The sequence below is a fragment of the Variovorax sp. Sphag1AA genome (assembly GCF_014192575.1).
Lineage (GTDB): Bacteria > Pseudomonadota > Gammaproteobacteria > Burkholderiales > Burkholderiaceae_C > Variovorax.
Map to the genome: position 1 here is coordinate 99,976 of NZ_JACHYC010000009.1, position 21,186 is coordinate 121,161.

Sequence of the window (21,186 nt, forward strand, 5' to 3'; positions counted from 1 at the left end):
GAACCGGATTGCACACCGCGGCGATTCTTAAGTAAATCGAAATTAAATGAACCAGATATCATGAATTCATATGAATCAACGCCTCAAGTTCAGCCCGAGCATCCGGCAGCTCCGGGCTTTTCACTCGGTGTTCCATCTCGGAAAGCTCAGCGCCGCTGCCGAGCAGCTTTCGCTCACCCAATCCGCAGTCAGCGTCTTGATTCGTCAGCTCGAGGAGGGGCTGGGCACCCGACTCTTTGACCGGACCACTCGATCGCTTCGCGCCACCCAGGCCGCGAACGAGGTGATCTCGATCGCCGAACGAGTGCTTCGCGACGTCGACTCGCTAGGGGCTGGTCTGCGGGATCTCGGACAGCTCCGGCGCGGACGGGTGTCGCTCGCCATCACGCCCACCCTCGGCGAGATCCTGCTTCCCGCGGTGGTGCGGCGCTTCGGCAAACTGCATCCGGAGATTCGCGTCGTGGTGGACGACTGCGCCCCGGACCAGTTCGTCTCGCGCATCGTGGGCGAGCACGTTGATTTCGGTATCGGCGCGCCGGAGCGAGCGGCAGCCGACGTCGACACGGAGCGGATCATGACCGACACCCTGGCCCTCGTCTGCCGCAAGGACGATCCGCTGGCAGCGCGAGCGCGCATCCGGTGGGCAAACCTCGAGGGCGTTCCGGTGATCACCGTCAGGCCGGGATACGGAATCCGTCAGATGATCGACGGCGCGGCGGCGCAAGCGGGCGTCATGCTCGATGTCCCGAACGAGGTGACGTTCTATTCAACTGCCTTGTGGATGACCCAGGCCGGCGCCGGCCCCTCGATCATGCCGACGGCATACGCCCAGGCGTCGCGGCACAAGGACCTGCTGGTGAGACGTCTGCACGACCCTGTGATTTCAAGAGACATTTCCCTGGTCACCAAGCGCGGCCGGTCATTGTCGCCAGCTGCAGCGGCGCTCGCCGCGGCAATCAGGTCCGAGTTGGGCAAGCCATGAGGGACTTCTCCGCCTGCGCAAGCCCCGAAAGAAATTCACGCACGATCCCGAGTGCAGGAGCTTCTGTCCTGCCTTCGAGCGTGATGAAGGCGAACTGGGCGCTCAGGTCGGCGGAGGGCTCCAGCGCCAATTCGACAAGCTCGCCGCTGTCGAGCAACCGACGCGTCGTCGCGAGCACGCCGAGGAAGATGGCGTCGGTGCTGCGCACTGCTTCAATCAACGCGCCGATCTCGTCGCTGGTGACATGCAGCCATCGCTGCGGATTCGCGCCGCTGCCGTAGCGCTCGACGAGAAGGCGCGCGATGTCATCGCTCACGCCAGTCGAGATCACGGGATAGCGCCGCAGGTCTGCAAGGCGCAGCTTGCGTCGCTTCAGCAGCGGATGCCCACGCCGGCAGACGAAGCCTGAGCGCATGGTCGGCAGCACCTCGATGCGCAAGTCCTCGCGCGGAACCACGGCGCGGTAGGTCACGACCATTGCGTCGAGCGCGCGCGACCGCAGCGCGGCGCCGTGCACATCGGCCGACCCGCTGCGCAGTTGCAGTCCCACGCGCGGCTGGTGGCGCAGCATGTGAATCAGCAGTGGGGACGAGAACACCGCGCTGGGCGCCCCGCCGAGCCCGATGTGCAACGTTCCAGTCGCGCCCTCGGTCAGAAGTACCGCGCTGCGGCGCATCTCGTGCGCCTCCATGGAGATGCGCTTCGCACGTTCGAGAACCACCGCGCCGAACGGCGTGAGCTCGTTGCGCTTGCCGATCTGGTCGACAAGCGGGAGGCCAAGCTCCTGCTCGAGCATCTGGATGCTCCGACTCAATGCCGGCTGGGTGAGATGCACTTTCTCCGAAGCGCGACTGAAGGTGCAGGTCTCCGCCAAGGCAAGCAGGTGGTCGAGTTGTTGAAGGTTCATGAGGCGTGACGGCCGGAGCATGAGGGATCACCCAGGATCTCGCCGAGCTTCTTGCCCAGCACGCGTGCGGTTGCGTCAAGACTGCCGCCGGCGGCGAACGCGCTCGAAGTGCCCATGCAGACGAACGCCGAAATCAGCAGCGAGGAAAACGCGCGCCGGCCGAGCTTGGGTGCTTGAAAGGTGGAGCGGGCGCGACGCGCCAGCCCGACGATGGTCGGGATCATTGCTTGTCCCCTTGAGGATTGACTGTCTGTGAATCGGTTCAGGTGCTCAGACAGTGGCCTCGACTTTCAAGATGACCGAGCGCACGCTGCGAAGGCGCCTCGCTGGCGAAGGCACGTCCTACTCGAACATTGCCGATCAGGTCCGCCACGCCATGGCGACCCATCACCTGCAGCGGCCGGGCGCCAGCGTCGAGCAGATTGCACTCATCACGGGGTTTTCGGACTCTGCCAACTTCAGGCGCGCTTTCGTGCGCTGGACCGGCATGACGCCTGCGCAATTCCGCAGGCAACAGCTGGAGCGGCGCATGCATTCGCCGCTCCCGAGTGCGTAGGATGTCGGCTCAGCCGTTCTGCTTCGACGGGGTCGACTCTCCGGAGCGACCTCCGAGCCGACCACGGGGCTGCATCCCGCCGACGTCGACAAGTTGATGACTCAACTCCAGGGACTCGTGCAGTCTGGCAATACCGCCGTCGTTGTCGAACATGAGATGCGAGTCGTCGCTTCGTGCTACTGGATCATCGACATGGGTCCGGGCCCCGGAGACAAGGGCGGAACGATCGTGGCGATACGAAGTCGCTTGCCTCCACCGAGACGCTTCAGCGTCTATCTCGCTCCGCGCTGGCGTGCCGGCTTGGATGGCCGTGCCCTCCATTGCGCCACGGCCGCTTCACCTATCAGCGCCATGGCCTGCGTGAGCTGCTCCATATGCTGGTGCATTGTCCGCCGGTCGCCTGTCTGGATGGATACGAAAGAACCGTCGAAGCCGACCATGCCGAAATGCTCCAACTGCTCGCCCACGTGCGCGGCGGTTTCCTCGCCTTCCCCGCTGAACGCAGAGGCGATCATCAGGCGCATGTAGTCGCGGCCCTCGGCACGTACCTGCATCACGGTCTGCATCGCGTGCGGCGCTTCTGCGGCTTCGTTGCTCATCACCAGCACCAGTTGCAGACGAAGAAAGTCCTGGTGGTGCATGAACACCTCCCCGGTCTTCTGCAGGTACCAGCCCAGTCGCTCACGCGGTGAGCCGCCAACGGGCGGCTCACGATGGGCTTCGCGCATCGCGTCGAAGAACGCGCGCGCGCCACGCGCCATCACCTCTGACAGCAAGCCAGCTTTCGATTCGAAGTGGTGATAGATCGCGCTCTTGGGCAGCCCCGTGGCTTCCACCAACGCCGACATGGCCGTGCCCGCATAGCCGCGCGCCGCCATCACGCGCGCCGCCGCGTCGAGGATCTCTTGCCGGGAGCGCCTACCGCGCCGATTGCCTTGTATCGATGTCTCTTCCATGCCTGGGTATGGGCCTTTTTCAATCGTCCAAATCATAGGGTGGGTCAGTGCTGTTCCACATTTGCAGTTCCTATTTTGTACCGATCGGTTCAATACTGGTTTCCCCTAGGCGAATGTTTTGGACCAATCGGTACGATTCCCAGCCATGAACCCGGCGGCCAGAAGCCCGACCGCCGGCCCGTGAACTACGCAATGAGGAAAAGCCAATGCAGAGCGTGTCGACCTTGGGGTACATGGTCCTTGGAGTCAGTGACCTGACGGCCTGGGAAGAATTTGCTGTCAACGTGCTGGGTTTGCAGGTCGGTGCGCGAGTGCCCGGCGAGTCGCTCGGCCTGCGCATGGATGACTACGAGCAGCGGATCCTGCTGCTCCAGAGTGACCTCGACGACTTCCTGGCTGCGGGTTGGGAGTTCGAATCGAACGCGGCGCTCAATGCTTTCGTGGATCAGGCACGTGCCCGCGGCGTAGAAGTCATCGAAGAGAACGAGCAGGCGGCCGCACAGCGCCGCGTCGCGCGTCTCTTCGTCTGCCAAGACCCCGATGGCATCCGCCACGAGTTCTACAGCACCGCCTATCGTGCCCATACCCGCGACGCCTTCCGCTCGTCGGCGCTGCGCGGCGCCTTCAGCACGGGGCGGCTGGGCGCGGGCCACTTCGTGACCGTTCCCAGGCAAAGTGCGCAAGCCAAGGCGTTCTGCGAAAACATCCTTGGCCTGCAGTTGAGCGACACGATCACCGGCGATGCGGCGCCGGGTGTAAAGCTCGAAGTGACCTTCTTTCACGCCCGCAGTGGCCGCCACCATTCCATGGCGATCGCCGAGGCGCCATTCCCGGCCCCAAAGCGCATCCACCACATCATGGTCGAGTGCACCGACCCCAATGACGTGGGCATGGCATATGACCGCTGCAAGCGTGCCTGCGTGCCCATCCTGATGGAGCTTGGGCACCACCCCAACGACCAGATGTTCTCGTTCTACATGGTCGCGCCGTCCGGCTTCGCCATCGAGTTCGGCGCCGGCGGCATCGTCGTCGACGACAGCACCTGGGAGGTCAAGCGCTACACCGAATTGAGCGACTGGGGGCACGCGATGAATCCTCCGCCGCACGCCCCGGCGCAGCCCGCGCGCTGAGCCCACACGAATCCTTCAACCACCCACACGTCCCTTCCCTGGAGCCATGTCCATGACCCTCACCGAAGCCAGCACCAGCAAGTTCGTCACCATCAACGAACCCGGCCTGGAGAATTTCAGGATCCATGTCAACGACGCCGGCAGCGGCCCGGCGGTCGTCATGCTGCACGGTGGCGGCCCCGGCGCCAGCGGCTGGAGCAACTACTACCGCAACATCGAGGCGCTGGTGAATGCCGGCCATCGCGTTCTGCTGATCGACAGCCCCGGCTTCAACAAGTCCGGCGAAATCGTCACCGACGTTTCGCGCCCATTGATCAATGCGCGCGCCACCAAGGGCGTGCTGGATGCGCTGGACATCGACAGGGCCCACCTCGTCGGCAACTCGATGGGCGGCGCCTCGGCAATGAGCTTCGCGCTGGAGTTTCCCGAGCGCATGGACCGTCTGGTGCTCATGGGCCCGGGCGCGCAAGGCCCCAGCATCTTCCAGCCCCAGCTCAGCGAGGGCGTCAAGCGCATGATGAAGCTCTACGCGCAGCCCACCCCCGAGAACTTCAGCGCCATGCTGGAAGTGTTCGTCTACGCCCCCGAGGCGATCACCGATGAACTGCGCCAGGGCCGGTGGAACAACATCCAGTCGAACCTGAACCACCTGAAGAACTTCGTCGAAAGCTCGAAGCTCTGCCCCCACAGCCGGTGGGACCTGTCGGCCCGCTTCCCCGAAATCGCCCACAAGACGCTGATCACCTGGGGCCGCGACGACCGCTTCGTTCCCCTCGATCACGGCCTGCGGATGGTCAACACCTTCCAGGATGCGCGCCTGCACGTCCTGCCCAAGTGCGGCCATTGGGCCCAGTGGGAGCACGCCGGTGAATTCAATCGGCTGGTGATCGACTTCCTCAAGGACTGAGCCTCACAGCCCAAGAAAAGAACGGAGACAACCATGCTGTCGAATGTTCAGTCCGGACCAAGCGCGCACAGCGCGACCAACCTGCACGGCTGGCTACTCGTGTCCACCTGCTGGCTGGCATCGGCCGGCGCCGTGCTCATCGCGCCAGTCCTGCCCTTCATGCAACAGGCGTTCGCCGACCAGCCGCACGCCGAGGTGCTCACACTGATCGTGCTGGTGATCCCCGGTTTGATGATCGCGCTCCTTGGCCCGCTGATGGGCGCGGTGGTCGACGTCGTCGGAAGAAAGCGTCTGTACATGCTGTCGATCGCCGTCTATGCGGTCGCTGGCGCGATGCCCTTCTTCCTGCACGACCTCTACGCGATCCTCGCGACGCGTGTCGTCGTCGGCATCGCGGAAGCTGCGATCACGACGATCTCGACCGCCCTCACCGCCGACTACTTCCAGGGCAAGGAACGCGAGAAGTGGCTCACCATCCAGCTGGGTTCCGCCTCGATCGTCGCGGTGGCGATGTTCGCCCTGGGCGGTGTGCTGGGCGGGTTCTCCGCGGGCTGGCGAACGCCCTTCCTCGTGTATGGCTGCGCGGTGTTCTTCCTGCCGCTCATCGCCGCCTTCGTCTGGGAGCCTCAGGAGCGCGTCGAAGCGCCTGGCCGTGAGGTGCAAGCTCTGCCATTCCCGTGGCGTCAGATCGGTCACATCTGCGCGATGTCTCTGTTCACGGCGGTGATGTATTTCGTGATCACGATCCAGATCAGCTTCCTGCTGACGGCGCGGGGCGTCACAACACCGGCCGTCATCGGGATCGGCAGCGCGATTGCCAACGCGGGCGTGCCGTTCGGAGCCTTCGTGTTCCATCGGCTGTCGGGCTGGGCCATCAACCGGCTGATAGTCCTCTCGTTCGCGATCATCGCCGCCGGCTTCTACATCGTGTCCACCGTGGCCGACACCAACGTGCTGATCGCCGGTGCTTTCGTGGCCTGCTTCGGCGGCGGCATCGTCATGCCGCTGATGCTGAATTGGATCATGGTCCGGCTGCCTTTTGCGCAGCGCGGTCGCGGCGCCGGAGGCTACATGGCCGCTTTCTTCCTCGGCAACTTCCTCAGCCCCCTGGTCGTGGCGGCGCTGGCAGCCGAGGCCGGAAGCCTGTTCGCGTCGATCGGCTGGTTGTCAGCGATTTGCGCGGTCGTCTCCCTCGGCTTTGCGCTGCTGACGCTGCTCAAGCGCGGACCCACCGAGGCCGTGGGCACCCATGCCCAGATCCCGCTGCCGCATTGAGGCAGCCCTTCACTTCAGAGAGATACCCCATGCAAGAACAACGCTACGACGCCGACGTCGCCATCGTCGGCTACGGCCCGACCGGTCTCATCACCGCGCTCACACTGGCCAAACACGGCATTTCGTCCATCGTCTTCGAGCGGCACAAGGACATCTACCCACGCGCGCGCGCCGTGACGGTCAACGACTGGACGATGCGCATCTTCCAGAACCTGGGCGTGGACGAGCCGGTGCTCAAGTGCATCGACCCCCAGCGCGCGCTGCGATGGATGCGGTACGACGGCACGGAAATCATGCGCATCGAGCTGCCGCCGTCCACGCTGGGCGTGACGCCGCGGCAGTTCAACATCTACCAGCCGACGATGGAAGCGACCCTGCGGGAGTGTGCGGCGTCGCGTCCGGAGATCGACGTTCGCTACGGCATGGAACTCGCTGGGCTCGCGCAGGACGACGACGGTGTCACCGTGAGCGCAAGAGATCTGGCGACTGACACCACGACAGACGTGCGAGTGCGCTACGCGATCGGCTGCGACGGCGGCAGCAGCGCGACGCGCTCCATGCTCGACGTGAAGCTGCTCGGCGACACGCTGGACGTGCAGTGGATCGTCATCGACTGCCGTGTCAAGCGCTGGTGGCCCGACCGGAACCTGCTGACCTTCTGGTCGGACAAGGAGCGGCCGGTTGTGGACATCGCCCTCTCCGCTGGTAACCACCGCTGGGAGTTGCCGCTCAAGCCCGGCGAGACGGAAGCCGACTTCCAGACGAACGAACAGGTCTGGCCCTTGCTCAAGGCCCTCGGCGTGACAGAGGACGACGTGGAGATTCACCAGCACGCCTTCTATCGCCACCACACGCGGATGGCCGACACGTGGCGCGTGGGGCGCGTCTTCCTGGCTGGCGATGCGGCGCACCTGATGCCGCCATGGGCTGGCGCGGGCATGCAGACCGGCATGCGGGACGCCTACGACATCGGCTGGAAGCTGGCCGGTGTGCTCAAGGGAGAACTGCCGGCCCAGTTCCTCGACAGTTACGAGGCCGAGCGGCGCCCAAACGCGGCCTTCTTCACCCAGCTGGCAGTGGAGCTCGGCCGCGTCATCAAGCAGGAGCTGAGCGAGGAGGAGCAGGCCGCCCTCAACGCCCCGCCACCCGACCCAGCGAACCCGCCCGAGCCGCCGATGATCGCGCCGCCGGTGCTGGCCAGCGGCTGGCTGCGCGGCCCACTCTCCGACACCAGCATCGTTGGCCGCATGGCGCCGCAGCCGACGATGGGTGACACGCGCGGCGTGATGGCGAGGCTGGACACGCTGCTGGGCCACCGCTTCGTGCTGCTGGGTGACGACGTGGATCCCGCCACCCTCCTCACGGCCGAACAGAAGGCCGGCTGGGATGCGCTGGGCGCGCGCTACATCGCCGTGCGCCCGCAGGACCGGCATACCCAAGGTCCCGACGAACTGGTTGACCTCGAAGGCGTGCTGGGCCCGTGGCTGCGCAAGTACCAGGCGCGCGCCGTGGCCCTGCGCCCGGACCGCTTCGTCGCCGCGGCCGACGTCTCCGGCTTGGCCGTGCCCGCATGAACCGCGCCACCGAAATTCCTGAATGGAGATCCGCATGAAACTGAAGTCCCTCATGGGCGTGGCGCTGTTGGCCGCGGCCTTCGCCGGCAGCTCATTCGCGCAGACGCGACTCGTGACCTTGGGTACGCAGGGCGGGCCGCTGCCCTCCACCACGCGATCGCAGCCGGCCAACGCACTGATCGTGCGCGACCGGGTCTATGTCATCGACGCAGGCGACGGGGTGGTGCGCCAGCTCTACGCGGCTGGCATCGATCTGCGCCGCATCCACCAGGTCTTCATCACCCACGACCACGACGACCACAACGCCGGCTGGGGCTCGCTGCTGGGCTTGCAGTGGGACCTGAATATCTGGCCGGTGGACGTCTATGCGCCGAGCGCGCAATCCATGATGCAGGGCTTCCTGCAGTACTTCTCTGTCAATGCACGCATTCGTCAGGCTGATTCGAAGAGCGACAAGATGCCGCCCGAACAGGCCTTTCACGCGCACGACATTCAGGGCAATGGCCTTGTCTTCAAGGACGATCTGATCAGCGTCACGGCCCAGGAGAACTGCCACTACGGAACCGATCCGAACGCCGACAAGAAGCGCGATCCCAAGGACCGATCGTATGCATTGCGCATCCAGACACCGGACAAGACCGTCGTGTTCAGCGGCGACACCGGGCGCTGTCCGGCATTGACCGGCTTCGCCAAGGATGCGGACTTGCTGGTGCACGAGGTCATCGACTTGCCGCTAACCCGCGAGATGATGCGGCGTCAACACGTGCCCGATCCGGTGGCCGACGGAATGATGCGCCACATGATCGACGAGCACACGGTGCCCGAAGACATCGGCCGGCTGGCACAGGACGCCAAGGTGAAAAAGGTCGTTCTGACGCACTTGGTACCCGGCGGCGACGAGCCCGACGAACGCTACACCGACGGCGTGCACAAGTACTTCAAGGGCCCGGTCATGGTGGCGCGCGACCTGATGGTCTTCGAATGAGGGGCGGAGGTTCTCAATGAATCAGGAACTCATTGCAGACATTGCGCGCCGGCTGCGCGAGGCCGAAGCCGCAAGCAAGTCGATCGCACCCGTGCGCGAACTCGTTGCGGAAGCCGCCCAGGGTCACGACCTCGTGGCAACGGCCTACGCCGTTCAGCAATGCAACACCGCGCAGCGCATTGCCGACGGACAACGCATCGTCGGCCGCAAGATCGGACTCACCTCGCTGGCGGTGCAGCGGCAACTGGGCGTCGACGCGCCCGACTTCGGCACGCTGTTCGCACAGATGGCCGTGGGCGATGGCGAAGAGATTGCACTGACCCGCACGCTTCAACCCAAAGTGGAGGCGGAGATCGCCCTCGTGCTCGAGCGCGATCTGACGCACGAGAAGCACACCCTGGCCGACGTCATGAGCGCATGCGCCTATGCAGTCGCCGCCATCGAGGTGGTGGGCAGCCGCATCGACCGGTGGGACATTCGACTGGCAGACACCATCGCCGACAACGCGTCCAGCGGGTTGTTCGTTCTCGGCTCACGGCCCGTGCCACTGCGTGAGCTCGATCTTTCTGGCTGCGCGATGAGCATGCTGCGTGGGGATCAACCGGTATCCACCGGCACGGGTGCTGCCTGCCTGGGCAACCCGCTCAATGCAGCAGCATGGCTTGCCGACACGATGGTGCGCATGGGAACGCCCTTGCGCGCTGGGGACATCCTCATGAGCGGCGCGCTTGGTCCCATGGTGCCGGCTGAAGCCGGCGACCGCTTCACGGCGCGTATCGACGGACTGGGCGAAGTTCGCGCCGTGTTCGCTCGTTGAAGCCGCCATCCATCTGGAGTGATCCCAATGACATCCCCAACAGGGCGGAAGATTCGCGCCGCCATCATCGGCTCCGGCAACATCGGCACCGACCTCATGATCAAGCTGATGCGTCATGCCAAGCACCTGGAGCTTGGCGCGATGGTCGGCATCGACTCCGCGTCCGACGGACTGGCCCGCGCCGCCCGACTGGGCGTGCCGGTCACTGCCAAAGGCATCGAAGGTCTGCAAGAGCTGCCGAACTTTTCTGACATCGGCATCGCCTTCGACGCGACCTCCGCTGGCGCCCATGCGCACCACAACGCGTTCCTGCAGGCCCTCGGCGTGCGGGTGATCGACCTGACTCCCGCGGCCATCGGCCCGTACGTGGTCCCGGTGGTCAACCTGGACGACCACCTGGATGCGCCCAACATCAACATGGTGACCTGCGGGGGTCAGGCCACCATCCCCATGGTGCGTGCCGTTTCACGCGTTGCTCCGGTGCACTACGCGGAAATCGTCGCCTCGATCGCGAGCAAGTCGGCCGGCCCCGGCACGCGTGCCAACATCGACGAATTCACCGAGACCACTTCACGCGCCATCGTGGAGGTCGGCGGCGCAAGCCGGGGCAAAGCCATCATCGTGCTCAATCCCGCAGAGCCCCCGCTCATCATGCGCGACACGGTCTACTGCCTGGCGGACGCCAAGGCCGACCAGGAAGCGATTCGCGCATCGGTGCGCGAGATGGCCGCGGCCGTCGCGCAGTATGTTCCGGGCTACCGCCTGAAGCAGGAAGTGCAGTTCGAGCGCATGGACGCCGAACGCGCTCCACGGCCGGAAGGCACCGCCCGTCAGCCGGGCCTGAAGGTGTCGATCTTCCTCGAGGTCGAGGGCGCAGCTCACTACCTGCCGGCCTATGCTGGCAACCTCGACATCATGACCAGCGCGGCCCTGGCCGCAGCCGATCGTCTGGCGGCTCGCCAACTCGCCCGCTGACGGCAGGAGAAACCCATGTTCGACAAACACAAGAAGATCTACATCTCCGATGTCACCCTGCGTGATGGCATGCACGCGATCCGGCACCAGTACTCGCTGGAGCAAGCAGTACGCATCGCCCAGGCACTGGACGACGCACGGGTGGACAGCATCGAAGTGGCCCACGGCGATGGGCTGCAGGGATCGAGCTTCAACTACGGCTTCGGCGCACACACCGACCTGGAATGGATCGAGGCCGTGGCCGGTGCCGTGAGCCATGCCCGCGTGGCCACTCTGCTGCTGCCCGGCATCGGCACGATTCATGATCTGAAGAACGCCTACGCGGCCGGTGCGCGCGTCGTCCGCGTTGCGACCCACTGCACTGAGGCTGACGTTTCGCGGCAGCACATCGAGTGCGCCCGCGCTCTGGGCATGGACGCCGTCGGCTTCCTCATGATGAGCCACATGACCACGCCGCAGCACCTGGCGGAGCAGGCCCGTTTGATGGAGAGCTACGGCGCGCAATGCGTCTACGTGGTGGATTCGGGCGGCGCGCTGAACATGAGCGACGTGGGGGACCGGTTCAAAGCCTTCAAGGACACGTTGCGCCCTGAGACTGAAACGGGCATGCACGCACACCACAATTTGTCGCTTGGCGTTGCGAACTCGATCGTTGCATTGCAGCACGGTTGCGACCGCATCGACGCCAGTCTGACCGGCATGGGCGCAGGAGCCGGTAACGCACCACTAGAAGTCTTTGTTGCCGCAGTGGATCGCATGGGATGGAACCACGGATGTGACGTCAGGAAGCTCATCGACGCGGCCGAGGATGTCGTGCGACCCTTGCAAGAGCGCCCCGTACGTGTGGACCGCGAAACGCTGGCGCTGGGCTATGCAGGTGTCTATTCGAGCTTCCTGCGACACACCGAGGCTGCAGCGCAAAAGTATGGCCTATCCGCCTTCGACATCCTGGTCGAACTGGGCCGCCGCCGCATGGTCGGTGGACAGGAAGACATGATCGTCGACGTCGCGCTGGACCTCCTGAAGGCGCGGGGGGGCGCCGTGGCGACGGCACTATGAAGAATGCCTAAGCCAGGCTCTCGGGACATGCTCTACGCTGCCTTTGGCTGCGCCCAAGGCCAGTCGGCCGGTTGTTTTGAGGCATCCGGGTGCCCTTACCGAACGATCGCTTCTACCACCCCTAGCATGTCGCCGCCGAACAGCCCAGGCTTCTCGCGGATGTGTCCTCTGTTACGGCCTCGCTCGTCGCGAAGGCGTGTGGTCGTGAGGATCGGTCCGGGAAATTTTTAACGCCGTGTTCCCGAGCAGGGCCGCGGCCTCGAACTCCTCGGCACTCGGGCAGTCAGCGACCGGAGCGCCAGAAGCGCGCAGCCGGCAAAGGAGTCGGTACCGAGCCGCTAGATACCTGGCACGGTCGGCCAGGCGTCTCAACTCCTCGATCTCCGCATATTGATCCACTGGCCAATTCGTTTACGACTCAAATGGCTCGTTTACGACTGTATTGGGCCGTTTATGACTAAATTGGTCTTGAACAACCTTCGTGCAGCGCAAGGTGAACCAACCATGAATCACGATTAGGATCGGACTCTCTGTAACAAGGAGTTTCTCATCGTGATCCTGAGGTTCCCATCGACCGCTTGCGCCATCGCGGCAGCGGCATCCGTCCTGATTGCAGGCTGCGCGACACAGTCCAAGAAGGCTGAATCAGAACCCGTGGCTGCCGCACCGGCGCCTGCAGCGGCTCCGGCGCCAGCGCCGGCCCCCGCACCGGTCAAGCCCGAAGCTGCGAAGACCGTGCGCAAGGGCCCGCAGCCGCTCAGTTACGACGACGTGAAGAAGACGGCGCGCAGCGCAGGCAGCCATGCCGCAGCGTCGAAGCGGCTCGTGGGCAAGTCGGTGGAACTCGAGCTTGCGAAGAGCAATGAAGGTGGCCGCGTCCCCGCCAACGCCTATGCGGTGCAAGGCTCGGACGACACGTACTTCTTCTGCCGCAATGCGCCGGCCGGATTCAGCGGCGGCGAAGTGACCGCGAAGATCGTGAAGTACGCCTATCGCACCGACGCGGACATCATCGCGGTCGACCTCGATCGCTGCGTGCCGACTGCAACGCAAGCCAGCGCGCCGGCGGCTGCACCGGCTCCCGCAGCAGCACCGACGCCCGTTGCCGCGACACCCGCGCCTGCACCTGCTGCGGGCAAGGGCGGCGCCAAGCCCGGCATGGATGCGCAGGGCAATGTGATCGATTCGTCGAAGATCGAAGCCGGCAGCGGCCGCACCGTGAAGGGCATCAACGACTTCGAAGGCGAGATCACCGGCATCCCCGCGAAGAACTCGAAGTTCACGCAGTTGCAGATCGGCATGTCGCTCAGGCAGGTAACGGACCTCGCCGGCCAGCCGACCGACCAGGGCGCCTACATCACGGGCAAGGCGTGGATCCCCTTCTACTTCGGCAGCGATCGCCATCGCTTCGAGATGACCTACAAGGGCCAGGGCCGGCTGATCTTCGCGGGCGGCGGCATGGGCGACTTCTCGAGCGGCAATCTCATCTGGATCATTCACAACCCGAACGAGAGCGGCTATCGTTGACGGACATGCCTCGCCGCATGGAACCCTGATGGAGGGAAATGCATGCCCAGTGCCCTGACCGATCGCGCCACATTCGCTGGTGTACTCGCGCAACTCGTGCGAAACCGCTGTGCTTCGGGCGCCGATCGAACGTCACGCACGGGCCTGCAGGCCACTGTCCCGGTCAACGAGCGCCCGGCGGTACGCCGCGGCGTCGAGGGCCTGATCGATTCCGGTGTGCTCGCGGTCCACGGCGAGGACATCGGATTCACGGCCGATGGGTGGCAGTTCCTGGCCCACGTCCAGAAGTCACAGGGCCAGAAGGCGGCGGTCGAACGCCATCACGACGACCCCGCTGCCCTGGAGCGCATCCTCGAAAAGGTCGAGCAGGACGAACGCTTCGAACCCTATCGCGACCTCGACGAGGTCCGCACGCTGCCGGCGCGGCTCGAGAACTACCGAACGCTGCGCCGCGACAAGAGGATGCCGATGGGCTGGCTCGTCGTGACCACGGTGCTCGTGATCATTGCGGCAGCGGTGGTGTTTTTCATCAGACGCTGAGCGGCGGGCGGGCTCACGCCATGATGTGCACGCCGCCATCCACGTAGATCGTCTCGCCGCTGATGCGGCGCGCATAAGGCGTGGCGAGGTAGGCGCAGGCGAAGCCGACGTCCATGATGTCGACCAGTTCGCCGACCGGCGCCTTCTGTGCCGCCTCCGTAAGCAGCAAGTCGAAGTCCTTCAGCCCCGATGCCGCGCGCGTCTTGAGCGGCCCCGGCGACATCGCGTGCACGCGGATGCCCTTCCCGCCCAGCTCGTAGGCCAGGTAGCGGCACGAGGCCTCTAGCGCAGCCTTCACAGGGCCCATGACGTTGTAGTTCGGCACCACACGATTGGCGCCGTAGTAGCTCATCGCGATCATCGTGCCGCCGTCGCGCATCAAGGGCGCAGCGAGCTTCGCCATGCGGATGAAGGAATGGCACGAGACATCCATCGCCTTCGCGAAGCCGTCCGCCGAACAAGATAGCAGGCCACCCTGCAGATCGTCCTTGGGCGCCCATGCGATCGAATGCACGAGGATGTCCAGCTTGCCCCACGAGCGCTCTACTTGCGAGAACACGGCTTCGAGCTGTCCGGGCTCGCTCACGTCCAGCGGCATCAGGATGGAAGCATCGAGCTGCTTGGCGAGCGGTTCGACGTAGCCTCGCGCCTTCTCGTTGAGATAGGTGAGCGCGAGATCCGCGCCGAGCTCGCGGAACGCGCGCGCGCATCCATAGGCGATCGAGTGTTCGTTGGCGACGCCGACCACCAGTGCCTTGGCGTCCTTGAGGACTGGGTGTGGCGTGCCGTAGCTCATTTGCGCGCTCCCCGTGTGGTCTTGGCCGCAGCCCGCGCCGGAGAAGCCGCCTTCACGGTCTTCGTGGTCTTGGTCTTGGGCTTGGCTGCACTCGTCGATGACTGTGTGCGGGTTCGCTTCCGCGCGGCGGCGAGCAGCGGCTGCCGCGTGACCGCGGAGGGCAGTACCTCGCGGATGCGCTCGTAAGTGGCTTCCTGCGCCGGTGTCGCGCGAATCACCGAAACGCGCGGATCGGCCAGCAGGCGGTCGAGCAGGTCCACGAAGCGTTCTCTGTCTTCGGCCGACTTCAGCAGGCCGGCCAGCGTCTGCAGCGCGCGCTCCGGCTCGTAGCGGCAGATGAGTTCCTGCCGGCCACGGATGGCATGCCACGCTTCCGCACTCAACGGCGGGAGCAGGTCCGCGTATTCGCGCGCGAGCTGGCTCTTGAGTTCGACGCGCGCCAGCGGCAGCGGCTCGCCCCTGCGCGCGAGCAGGCACGCAGCCCGCGCCAGTGCCTCGGCGTAGCCTCCCTGCCCGATCGCTGCAAGCGCTTCCTGCACCACCGGTTGATCGCGCGGCGAGATCGTCTCCTGGCTCGCCTTGGCGTCGCGCTTGCGCATGCCCGGATGCAGCGCCGGGAAGAGGATGCCGAAGGTCTGGAAGAACAACGCTTCGCTCGCCGCATCCCGGATGTCGCGGTAGTAGTCCAGCGACGCGCTGATCCATGTCGAAGCCACTCGCTCGGCCTGCTTGAACGGCGAGCCTTCGGGCGCGGCCTGGCGCGCGCCTCGCACCACCTCGGCCATCGGAGCGACCCACGCGAACCAGGGGTTGCGATCCGACGGAATCGATTGCTCCAGCCGCATCGGATTCAGCCGGCGGCCAATCTCGGCGGTGGTCTCGTTCGACATCGCCTGCACCAGTGGCTGCGCGAAAAGCTCATAGGCCTTCTGGTTGAACTCAGACATCTCCGCCACGGCTTCGAACGGCTCCTCGTCCTTGCGCTCGAAGCGGTTGAACTGCGCCGCGATCTCCTCGAGTTGCTTCTCGACGAAGCTCACCTCGTAGCGGACCTTGCCGTTGCCGTCGCCGATCTCTTCGATGTGCATGCCGTAGAGGCCCGGTGGCAGCGCCTCGATGGACTCCAGCACCTCGACGATCTGTGCATGCTCCTTCGTCGCGACCTTGCCCGAGACGAAGATGCCCAGGTGCCCGATGTTCTTGTGCAGCAAACCGATGATGACCTGCCCGCGCGCCTTGATCTCGTCGGTCGAGCCGTACACGTCGGCCACCCAGTTGAAGGCCTGCTCCGGCGGCGTGATGTTGTCGCCCATCGATGCGAACAACACGATCGGCGAACGGATCTCGCGCAGATCGAAGGACTTGCCGTTGCTGCCCATCGTGCCCGACCAGAGCTTGTTGCCGACGAACAGGTTCTGGACGATCCAGTCGATCTCCTCCCGGTTCATCAGGTAGAAACCGCCCCACCAGCGCTCGAACTCCAGGAAGCGCGGCGGCTCGGTGTCGATCTTGGCGTAGAGGTTGTAGTACTTGTCCCAGAGCGCGTTGGCCGGGTTGAGGTTCGCGAAGTTCGACACCAGGTGCGCACCGTCGAAGACGCCATTGCCCAGGTCCGCGCTGAGCGACGAGAGCCAACTGCCGCCGAGCAGGCCGCCCGAATAGCGCATCGGGTTCTCCGTCTCGCCTTCGTTGAACGCGCCGCCCCAGTAGGACATCGGCGCGCCGTTGATGACGATCGGGCCGGTGTCGTCGGGGTCCGACGACGCGAGCATCATCGCGGCCCACCCGCCCTGGCAGTTGCCGACGATCGCCGGCTTGAGGCTGTCGGGATGCAGTTCACGTACCTTGCGAACGAAGATCTGCTCCGCGGTGCACACGTCCGGCAGCGTCTGCCCGGGCTGCGGATCGGGGAAGAAGATCACGAAGTACACCGGGTGGCCCGCGCGCAGCGCCACGCCGACCTGCGAGTCATCCTTGAAGCCGCCGATGCCGGGCCCGTGCCCGGCACGCGGATCGATGATGACGTAGGGCCGCTTCTTCGGATCGACCGTCACGCCCTTGGGCGGCACGATGCGCACCAGCGCGTAGTTGACGGGCCGCGTGAATCCACGTGCATCGAGCACCATCTCGCATTCGAAATGCAGGAGCGGCGGCCGGCCGGCCTTCTCATGCTCGAGGTAGTTGTTGCCGCGCTGACGCAGCGTGTCCAGGAAGAGCACCGAACGCTGGGACGAATCGACCACGTACCTGGCCCAGTCGTTCCAGAACTCCCAAGTCGGCAGCCGCGCACTGCTCGCATCGACCGGCCATGCGAGTCCGGCTTGTTCCACGCGATCCTTGAAGCGCTTCTGCGCCACCTGCGTGCGATGCTGATACAGCCGGGCGAGCCTGGCGGCGCGCTCGGCGGACTCTGTCAGTCCCTGTTGGCGGACGGGCATGTGTGTTCCTTTCATTGGCAATCGGGTGCGGCCGCAGCCGCGAGATCCATTTCGATGTGGGTGACACCGCCATCGCGCCGCTTGCGCATCGGAAGCCCGCATCGATTGAACACCGCCAGCATCGGCGCGTTGTCGGCGAGCACATCGGCCTCGAAGCGCACGATGCGGTGCCTGCGCGCGATCTCGATCATGGTTTCGAGCAGGCGCGTCGCGAGGCCGTTGGAGTGGTAGTCCTCTTCGATCGTGAAGGCCACCTCGGCGGCCCTCGCGCCATCGGGCGTGTCGAAGACCACGTACGTGCTGCTTCCGATGACCGTCTCGTCATCGCCCTCCCCGATCGTCACCGCGAGGCCTGCGAGGTGCTCGAAGTCGATGTCCTTCAGGCGATCGAGCGTCTTTTCGGGCAGCGCCTTCACATGCGTGAAGTAGCGGGTGTAGATCGAGCTCGGGTCGAGTTGCGCGAATGCCGCGACGATGCGGCCCCGGTCATCGGGGCGCATCGGACGGATGAGCGCGGGCGTGCCGTCGCGCAGCGCAATCCGGCGGCGGAGCTGCATGTCGTCGCTGCTGTCGCCCATGGCGCTTTACTCCAGGGGTCGAAGTGGGGGGTGCCGGACTCAGTGGTGTTCCATCCGTTGGCGTAGCCGCTCGCGGATGGTGTCGATCAGCGCCTGTGCCTCGATCGGGCCTAGCACGTCGTAAGCTTTCTCGCGCACCATGAAGCCCATCATCAGCGCCTCGCGCAGCTTCTTGAAGGCAAGCGGGTTCTGGTGCCCGCAGACCGAGTCGTTGTTCTTGAGCACGGCCTCGATGACGCCGGGGTCCATCATCTTCACCTGGCAGATCGATGCTTCCCGCATGATCTGTGACAGGACATCGTCGATCTGGTGAGTCCAGACGCTTTCTCTGGGTGTATCCGTCATAAGAGCCCCCATAGGTGAAAGAGATGGTCGTTCAGTCTAGTCGCGAGATTCGTGCCTGACCATGAAAAGCGCATGAACCTAACCCTCGACCACGCGCCGGGTATGGCGCGCGATCATCAGTTCCTCGTTCGTCGGAATGACCCACGCCGCCGTGCGGCTGCCGGCGGTGCTGATGCGCGGACCGCGGCTGGCGTTGGCTTGCGAATCGAGTTCGATGCCCAGCCAGGCGGCATCGCGGCACACGCGCTCGCGGATCGCGGCGCTGTTCTCTCCGATGCCGGCGGTGAAGACCAGCGCATCGAGCCCACCCAGCGCGGCAGCGAGCGACCCCAGTTCGCGACGGATGCGGTAGACGAAGACATCCACGGCCGTCTTCGCGCGCGGATCGGTCGATTCGAGAAGATTGCGCATGTCGCTGGAGATGCCCGACATGCCGAGCAGGCCCGACTGGCTGTAGAGCAGCTTCTCGATCGCGCGCGCATCCATCTTGCGCTCGTCCATCAGGTAGAGCAGCACACCCGGGTCCAGTGACCCCGAGCGCGTGCCCATCGGAAGCCCCTCGACCGCGGTGAAGCCCATCGTGTTCGCAACGCTGCGGCCGCCGTCGATCGCGCACATGCTCACACCGTTACCCAGGTGGCACACCACGACCTTGCCCGCAGCCGCAACCGGATCGTGCGCGGGCAGCGCCGTGCTCACGTATTCGTAGGACAGCCCGTGAAAGCCGTACCGGCGCACGCCCGCGTCGTGCAGTTCCGAAGGGATCGCGAAGCGTCGCACGACATCCTGATTGGTTGCATGGAAAGCGGTGTCGAAGCAGGCGACCTGCGGTAGACCCGGCTGATGTTCGAGCAGCAGCCGGATCGGCGCGAGGTTGTGCGGCTGGTGCAACGGCGCGAGCGGCACCAGCTTTTCGAGCGACGCCAACAATTCGGGCGTGACGCGTTCCGGCTGGACATGCTCCATGCCGCCGTGCACCACACGGTGGCCGACCGCGTGCAGTTCGTAGTCCGAACCTTCACTGCGAAGGAACTCGGCAAGGTGCGCGACCGCACCCTGATGCCCCAACGAGGTGCCTTCGCCCCAACGTTTCTCGCCGACCACGCGCCCCTCGCCGTCGCGGGCAATGAAATGAGGTGCGGTGTGCAGCCCCTCGACCTGGCCACGCACCACAGGCGCCAGACCGTCACGCTGCTCGACGAAGAAGAGGAACTTGATGCTGGATGAACCCGCGTTGAGAACCAGGATGCCCGGCTGCTTCATGCGACCACTTTCTTGGGTTGCTCTCGTCGCGCGCGTGCGACGAGACCGGCCACCGCACACGAGGCGAGCCGTGCGATCAGCGAATCGGCGCGGCTCGTGAGGATGATCGGCACGCGTGCCCCGAGCACGATGCCTGCCGAATCCGCACCGGCCATGAAGGTCAGGCTCTTCGCAAGCATGTTGCCCGCTTCGAGGTCCGGCACGATGAGGATGTCCGCCTGCCCTGCCACGGGCGAGGCGATCTTCTTGATCTTTGCCGCCGTGAGGTCGATCGCGTTGTCCAGCGCGAGCGGTCCGTCGAGGATGCCGCCGACGATCTGCCCGCGATCGGCCATCTTGCACAGCGCACCCGCCTCGACCGTGGTGGGCACGGTGGGATTCACCGTTTCCATCGCCGAGAGGATCGCCACCTTGGGCGCACCATTGCCGAGCGCATGGGCGAGGTCGATCGCGTTCTGGATGATGTGGACCTTGTCCTGCAGCGTCGGAAAGATGTTGACCGCCGCGTCAGTGATGATGAGCGGCTGATGCAGTGCCGGCACGTCCATGACGAAACAGTGGCTGATGCGCCGCCCGGTGCGCAGGCCCGTCTCGCGCTTCACCACGGCGGCCATCAGCTCGTCGGTGTGCAGGCTGCCCTTCATGAGGGCCTCTACCTTGCCTTCGCGCGCAATCCGCACCGCCGCCTCGGCAGAGGCTTCGCTGTGCGGGGTGTCGACGATCGAGAAGCTTGAAATATCCAGGTCGCAATCGGCGGCCACCGCCCGGATGCGCTGCTCCGGCCCGACGAGGATCGGGGCGATCAGGTTCTCTTCCGCGGCTTCGAGTGCGCCCCTGAGCGAACTCTCATCGCAGGGATGCGCGACCGCGCACGGAATCGGATCGAACGCCCGGCAGGCCGCGATCAGGCGTTGGTACTTCTCATGCTTGTTCTCCATCGGGAGATTCCTCCAGCAGGCCAGGAGGAGACATCGTGTGTCGCGAACACGTCAATGTCAACGCAACTTCTGTGACGAACATCAAACTGACACGACGTCGGAACGCGACCATCACGATGGCGTGTAAGCGCATGTAGCGCCCGCTCTGCGTCAGCTCAGGTTGGCCTTCTCGAGGCCGTACGCCTTGTCCGCCGAGCCGGGCGGCGTCTTGAAGGCCGCGTTCGCACGATTCCATGCGTTGATGGCCATCACGAGGAAGGTGAGGTCCGACAACTCCGCCTCGGAGAAATGTGCGCGTGCACTTTCGAAGAGCTCGTCGGACACCCCGTGCGGCGGCAGATGGGTGAGTGCCTCCGTCCACGCCAGTGCAGCACGCTCCTTGGCGCTGAACAGCGTGGATTCGTGCCAGATCGCCACGTGATGAAGCCGCAGTTCGCGCTCGCCGTGGATCCTGGCCTCCTTGACGTGCATGTCGAGGCAGAAGCCACAACCGTTCATTTGCGATGCGCGGATGTTGACGAGGTCGTGAATGGTGCGGTCGATCCTGCTTTCCTTCAGTGCGTTGCTGAAAGCGATGAAGCGCTTGGCCAGTTCGGGCGATTGCTGGAAGTAGTTGATGCGTTGGGTCATGGTTTCTC

Annotated in this window: 22 protein-coding genes and 1 pseudogene; 13 read left to right on the forward strand and 10 right to left on the reverse strand. The window is 65.0% G+C overall.

Annotation, left to right across the window (positions count from 1 at the left end; genetic code table 11):
- Nucleotides 1-70 precede the first annotated feature (70 nt).
- A complete protein-coding gene (locus FHW64_RS30185; protein WP_184532292.1) occupies nt 71-982 on the forward strand; it encodes a LysR family transcriptional regulator in 912 nt (303 codons plus the stop codon).
- Here FHW64_RS30185 and FHW64_RS30190 read toward each other — a convergent pair.
- Nucleotides 957-1,889, reverse strand: a complete 933-nt coding sequence (locus FHW64_RS30190; RefSeq protein WP_184532294.1) for a LysR family transcriptional regulator — start codon at nt 1,887-1,889, stop codon at nt 957-959. The two genes, FHW64_RS30185 and FHW64_RS30190, sit on opposite strands and share 26 nt — an antisense overlap.
- Nucleotides 1,886-2,113, reverse strand: a complete 228-nt coding sequence (locus FHW64_RS30195; RefSeq protein WP_184532296.1) for a hypothetical protein — start codon at nt 2,111-2,113, stop codon at nt 1,886-1,888. The genes FHW64_RS30190 and FHW64_RS30195 overlap by 4 nt, the downstream gene beginning before the upstream one ends.
- A gap of 53 nt (nt 2,114-2,166) precedes the next feature.
- Here FHW64_RS30195 and FHW64_RS30200 point away from each other — a divergent pair, with 53 nt between their 5' ends.
- A complete protein-coding gene (locus FHW64_RS30200; RefSeq protein ID WP_184532298.1) occupies nt 2,167-2,445 on the forward strand; it encodes a helix-turn-helix domain-containing protein in 279 nt (92 codons plus the stop codon).
- 51 nt (nt 2,446-2,496) lie between these two features.
- Nucleotides 2,497-2,679: pseudogene (locus FHW64_RS34585) on the forward strand (hypothetical protein); the annotation flags it as partial.
- A 38-nt stretch (nt 2,680-2,717) separates the two neighbouring features.
- Here FHW64_RS34585 and FHW64_RS30205 read toward each other — a convergent pair.
- A complete protein-coding gene (locus FHW64_RS30205; RefSeq protein ID WP_184532300.1) occupies nt 2,718-3,401 on the reverse strand; it encodes a TetR/AcrR family transcriptional regulator in 684 nt (227 codons plus the stop codon).
- A gap of 206 nt (nt 3,402-3,607) precedes the next feature.
- Between FHW64_RS30205 and FHW64_RS30210 the strand changes: the two genes are divergently transcribed.
- The 10 genes from FHW64_RS30210 (at nt 3,608) to FHW64_RS30255 (ending at nt 14,190) form a co-directional block, all read left to right on the forward strand.
- Nucleotides 3,608-4,531 (forward strand): VOC family protein, encoded by a 924-nt coding sequence (locus FHW64_RS30210; RefSeq protein WP_184532302.1) that lies wholly within the window; start codon nt 3,608-3,610, stop codon nt 4,529-4,531.
- A 52-nt stretch (nt 4,532-4,583) separates the two neighbouring features.
- Nucleotides 4,584-5,438, forward strand: a complete 855-nt coding sequence (bphD, locus tag FHW64_RS30215) for a 2-hydroxy-6-oxo-6-phenylhexa-2,4-dienoate hydrolase (RefSeq protein WP_311733404.1) — start codon at nt 4,584-4,586, stop codon at nt 5,436-5,438.
- 33 nt (nt 5,439-5,471) lie between these two features.
- Nucleotides 5,472-6,713: an MFS transporter gene (locus FHW64_RS30220; RefSeq protein ID WP_184532306.1), complete on the forward strand. Its 1,242-nt coding sequence runs from the start codon at nt 5,472-5,474 to the stop codon at nt 6,711-6,713.
- 29 nt (nt 6,714-6,742) lie between these two features.
- Nucleotides 6,743-8,287 (forward strand): bifunctional 3-(3-hydroxy-phenyl)propionate/3-hydroxycinnamic acid hydroxylase, encoded by a 1,545-nt coding sequence (locus tag FHW64_RS30225; protein ID WP_184532308.1) that lies wholly within the window; start codon nt 6,743-6,745, stop codon nt 8,285-8,287.
- 34 nt (nt 8,288-8,321) lie between these two features.
- Nucleotides 8,322-9,272: an MBL fold metallo-hydrolase gene (locus FHW64_RS30230; protein ID WP_184532310.1), complete on the forward strand. Its 951-nt coding sequence runs from the start codon at nt 8,322-8,324 to the stop codon at nt 9,270-9,272.
- A gap of 16 nt (nt 9,273-9,288) precedes the next feature.
- Nucleotides 9,289-10,089 carry a 2-keto-4-pentenoate hydratase gene (locus FHW64_RS30235; protein WP_184532317.1) on the forward strand — a complete coding sequence of 267 codons (801 nt, stop codon included), beginning with the start codon at nt 9,289-9,291 and terminating at the stop codon, nt 10,087-10,089.
- 27 nt (nt 10,090-10,116) lie between these two features.
- Nucleotides 10,117-11,064, forward strand: coding sequence for an acetaldehyde dehydrogenase (acetylating) (locus FHW64_RS30240; protein WP_184532319.1), 948 nt, complete (start codon nt 10,117-10,119; stop codon nt 11,062-11,064).
- A 15-nt stretch (nt 11,065-11,079) separates the two neighbouring features.
- Nucleotides 11,080-12,123, forward strand: coding sequence for a 4-hydroxy-2-oxovalerate aldolase (gene dmpG, locus FHW64_RS30245; RefSeq protein WP_184532321.1), 1,044 nt, complete (start codon nt 11,080-11,082; stop codon nt 12,121-12,123).
- 552 nt (nt 12,124-12,675) lie between these two features.
- A complete protein-coding gene (locus tag FHW64_RS34590) occupies nt 12,676-13,650 on the forward strand; it encodes a hypothetical protein (protein WP_260306483.1) in 975 nt (324 codons plus the stop codon).
- A gap of 42 nt (nt 13,651-13,692) precedes the next feature.
- Complete coding sequence (locus FHW64_RS30255) at nt 13,693-14,190, forward strand: hypothetical protein (RefSeq protein WP_184532323.1); 498 nt, start codon at nt 13,693-13,695, stop codon at nt 14,188-14,190.
- 13 nt (nt 14,191-14,203) lie between these two features.
- Here FHW64_RS30255 and fabI read toward each other — a convergent pair whose 3' ends face one another.
- The 7 genes from fabI to FHW64_RS30290 form a co-directional block, all read right to left on the reverse strand.
- Nucleotides 14,204-14,986 carry an enoyl-ACP reductase FabI gene (gene fabI, locus FHW64_RS30260; protein ID WP_184532325.1) on the reverse strand — a complete coding sequence of 261 codons (783 nt, stop codon included), beginning with the start codon at nt 14,984-14,986 and terminating at the stop codon, nt 14,204-14,206.
- Nucleotides 14,983-17,424 (reverse strand): DUF3141 domain-containing protein, encoded by a 2,442-nt coding sequence (locus tag FHW64_RS30265; RefSeq protein ID WP_184532328.1) that lies wholly within the window; start codon nt 17,422-17,424, stop codon nt 14,983-14,985. Before FHW64_RS30265 ends, fabI begins: the two co-directional genes overlap by 4 nt.
- An 11-nt stretch (nt 17,425-17,435) precedes the next feature.
- Entirely contained in the window at nt 17,436-18,002 is a 567-nt protein-coding gene (locus FHW64_RS30270) for a GNAT family N-acetyltransferase (RefSeq protein ID WP_184532330.1), read from the reverse strand.
- A gap of 39 nt (nt 18,003-18,041) precedes the next feature.
- Entirely contained in the window at nt 18,042-18,347 is a 306-nt protein-coding gene (locus FHW64_RS30275; protein ID WP_184532332.1) for a hypothetical protein, read from the reverse strand.
- A 78-nt stretch (nt 18,348-18,425) separates the two neighbouring features.
- Nucleotides 18,426-19,610 carry an acetate/propionate family kinase gene (locus tag FHW64_RS30280; protein WP_184532334.1) on the reverse strand — a complete coding sequence of 395 codons (1,185 nt, stop codon included), beginning with the start codon at nt 19,608-19,610 and terminating at the stop codon, nt 18,426-18,428.
- Nucleotides 19,607-20,548, reverse strand: coding sequence for a bifunctional enoyl-CoA hydratase/phosphate acetyltransferase (locus tag FHW64_RS30285; protein WP_184532336.1), 942 nt, complete (start codon nt 20,546-20,548; stop codon nt 19,607-19,609). Before FHW64_RS30285 ends, FHW64_RS30280 begins: the two co-directional genes overlap by 4 nt.
- Before the next feature lie 150 nt (nt 20,549-20,698).
- A complete protein-coding gene (locus FHW64_RS30290; RefSeq protein WP_184532338.1) occupies nt 20,699-21,178 on the reverse strand; it encodes a carboxymuconolactone decarboxylase family protein in 480 nt (159 codons plus the stop codon).
- Between the last annotated feature and the right edge of the window lie 8 nt (nt 21,179-21,186).

Excerpts from the sequence above, each read along its gene's own strand:
- FHW64_RS30185 (WP_184532292.1), top strand. The coding sequence starts at position 71 with ATGAATCAACGCCTCAAGTTCAGCCCGAGCATCCGGCAGCTCCGGGCT.
- FHW64_RS30190 (WP_184532294.1), bottom strand. The coding sequence starts at position 1,889 with ATGAACCTTCAACAACTCGACCACCTGCTTGCCTTGGCGGAGACCTGC.
- FHW64_RS30195 (WP_184532296.1), bottom strand. The coding sequence starts at position 2,113 with ATGATCCCGACCATCGTCGGGCTGGCGCGTCGCGCCCGCTCCACCTTT.
- FHW64_RS30205 (WP_184532300.1), bottom strand. The coding sequence starts at position 3,401 with ATGGAAGAGACATCGATACAAGGCAATCGGCGCGGTAGGCGCTCCCGG.
- FHW64_RS30210 (WP_184532302.1), top strand. The coding sequence starts at position 3,608 with ATGCAGAGCGTGTCGACCTTGGGGTACATGGTCCTTGGAGTCAGTGAC.
- bphD (WP_311733404.1), top strand. The coding sequence starts at position 4,584 with ATGACCCTCACCGAAGCCAGCACCAGCAAGTTCGTCACCATCAACGAA.
- FHW64_RS30220 (WP_184532306.1), top strand. The coding sequence starts at position 5,472 with ATGCTGTCGAATGTTCAGTCCGGACCAAGCGCGCACAGCGCGACCAAC.
- FHW64_RS30225 (WP_184532308.1), top strand. The coding sequence starts at position 6,743 with ATGCAAGAACAACGCTACGACGCCGACGTCGCCATCGTCGGCTACGGC.
- FHW64_RS30230 (WP_184532310.1), top strand. The coding sequence starts at position 8,322 with ATGAAACTGAAGTCCCTCATGGGCGTGGCGCTGTTGGCCGCGGCCTTC.
- FHW64_RS30235 (WP_184532317.1), top strand. The coding sequence starts at position 9,289 with ATGAATCAGGAACTCATTGCAGACATTGCGCGCCGGCTGCGCGAGGCC.
- FHW64_RS30240 (WP_184532319.1), top strand. The coding sequence starts at position 10,117 with ATGACATCCCCAACAGGGCGGAAGATTCGCGCCGCCATCATCGGCTCC.
- dmpG (WP_184532321.1), top strand. The coding sequence starts at position 11,080 with ATGTTCGACAAACACAAGAAGATCTACATCTCCGATGTCACCCTGCGT.
- FHW64_RS30255 (WP_184532323.1), top strand. The coding sequence starts at position 13,693 with ATGCCCAGTGCCCTGACCGATCGCGCCACATTCGCTGGTGTACTCGCG.
- fabI (WP_184532325.1), bottom strand. The coding sequence starts at position 14,986 with ATGAGCTACGGCACGCCACACCCAGTCCTCAAGGACGCCAAGGCACTG.
- FHW64_RS30265 (WP_184532328.1), bottom strand. The coding sequence starts at position 17,424 with ATGCCCGTCCGCCAACAGGGACTGACAGAGTCCGCCGAGCGCGCCGCC.
- FHW64_RS30270 (WP_184532330.1), bottom strand. The coding sequence starts at position 18,002 with ATGGGCGACAGCAGCGACGACATGCAGCTCCGCCGCCGGATTGCGCTG.
- FHW64_RS30275 (WP_184532332.1), bottom strand. The coding sequence starts at position 18,347 with ATGACGGATACACCCAGAGAAAGCGTCTGGACTCACCAGATCGACGAT.
- FHW64_RS30280 (WP_184532334.1), bottom strand. The coding sequence starts at position 19,610 with ATGAAGCAGCCGGGCATCCTGGTTCTCAACGCGGGTTCATCCAGCATC.
- FHW64_RS30285 (WP_184532336.1), bottom strand. The coding sequence starts at position 20,548 with ATGGAGAACAAGCATGAGAAGTACCAACGCCTGATCGCGGCCTGCCGG.
- FHW64_RS30290 (WP_184532338.1), bottom strand. The coding sequence starts at position 21,178 with ATGACCCAACGCATCAACTACTTCCAGCAATCGCCCGAACTGGCCAAG.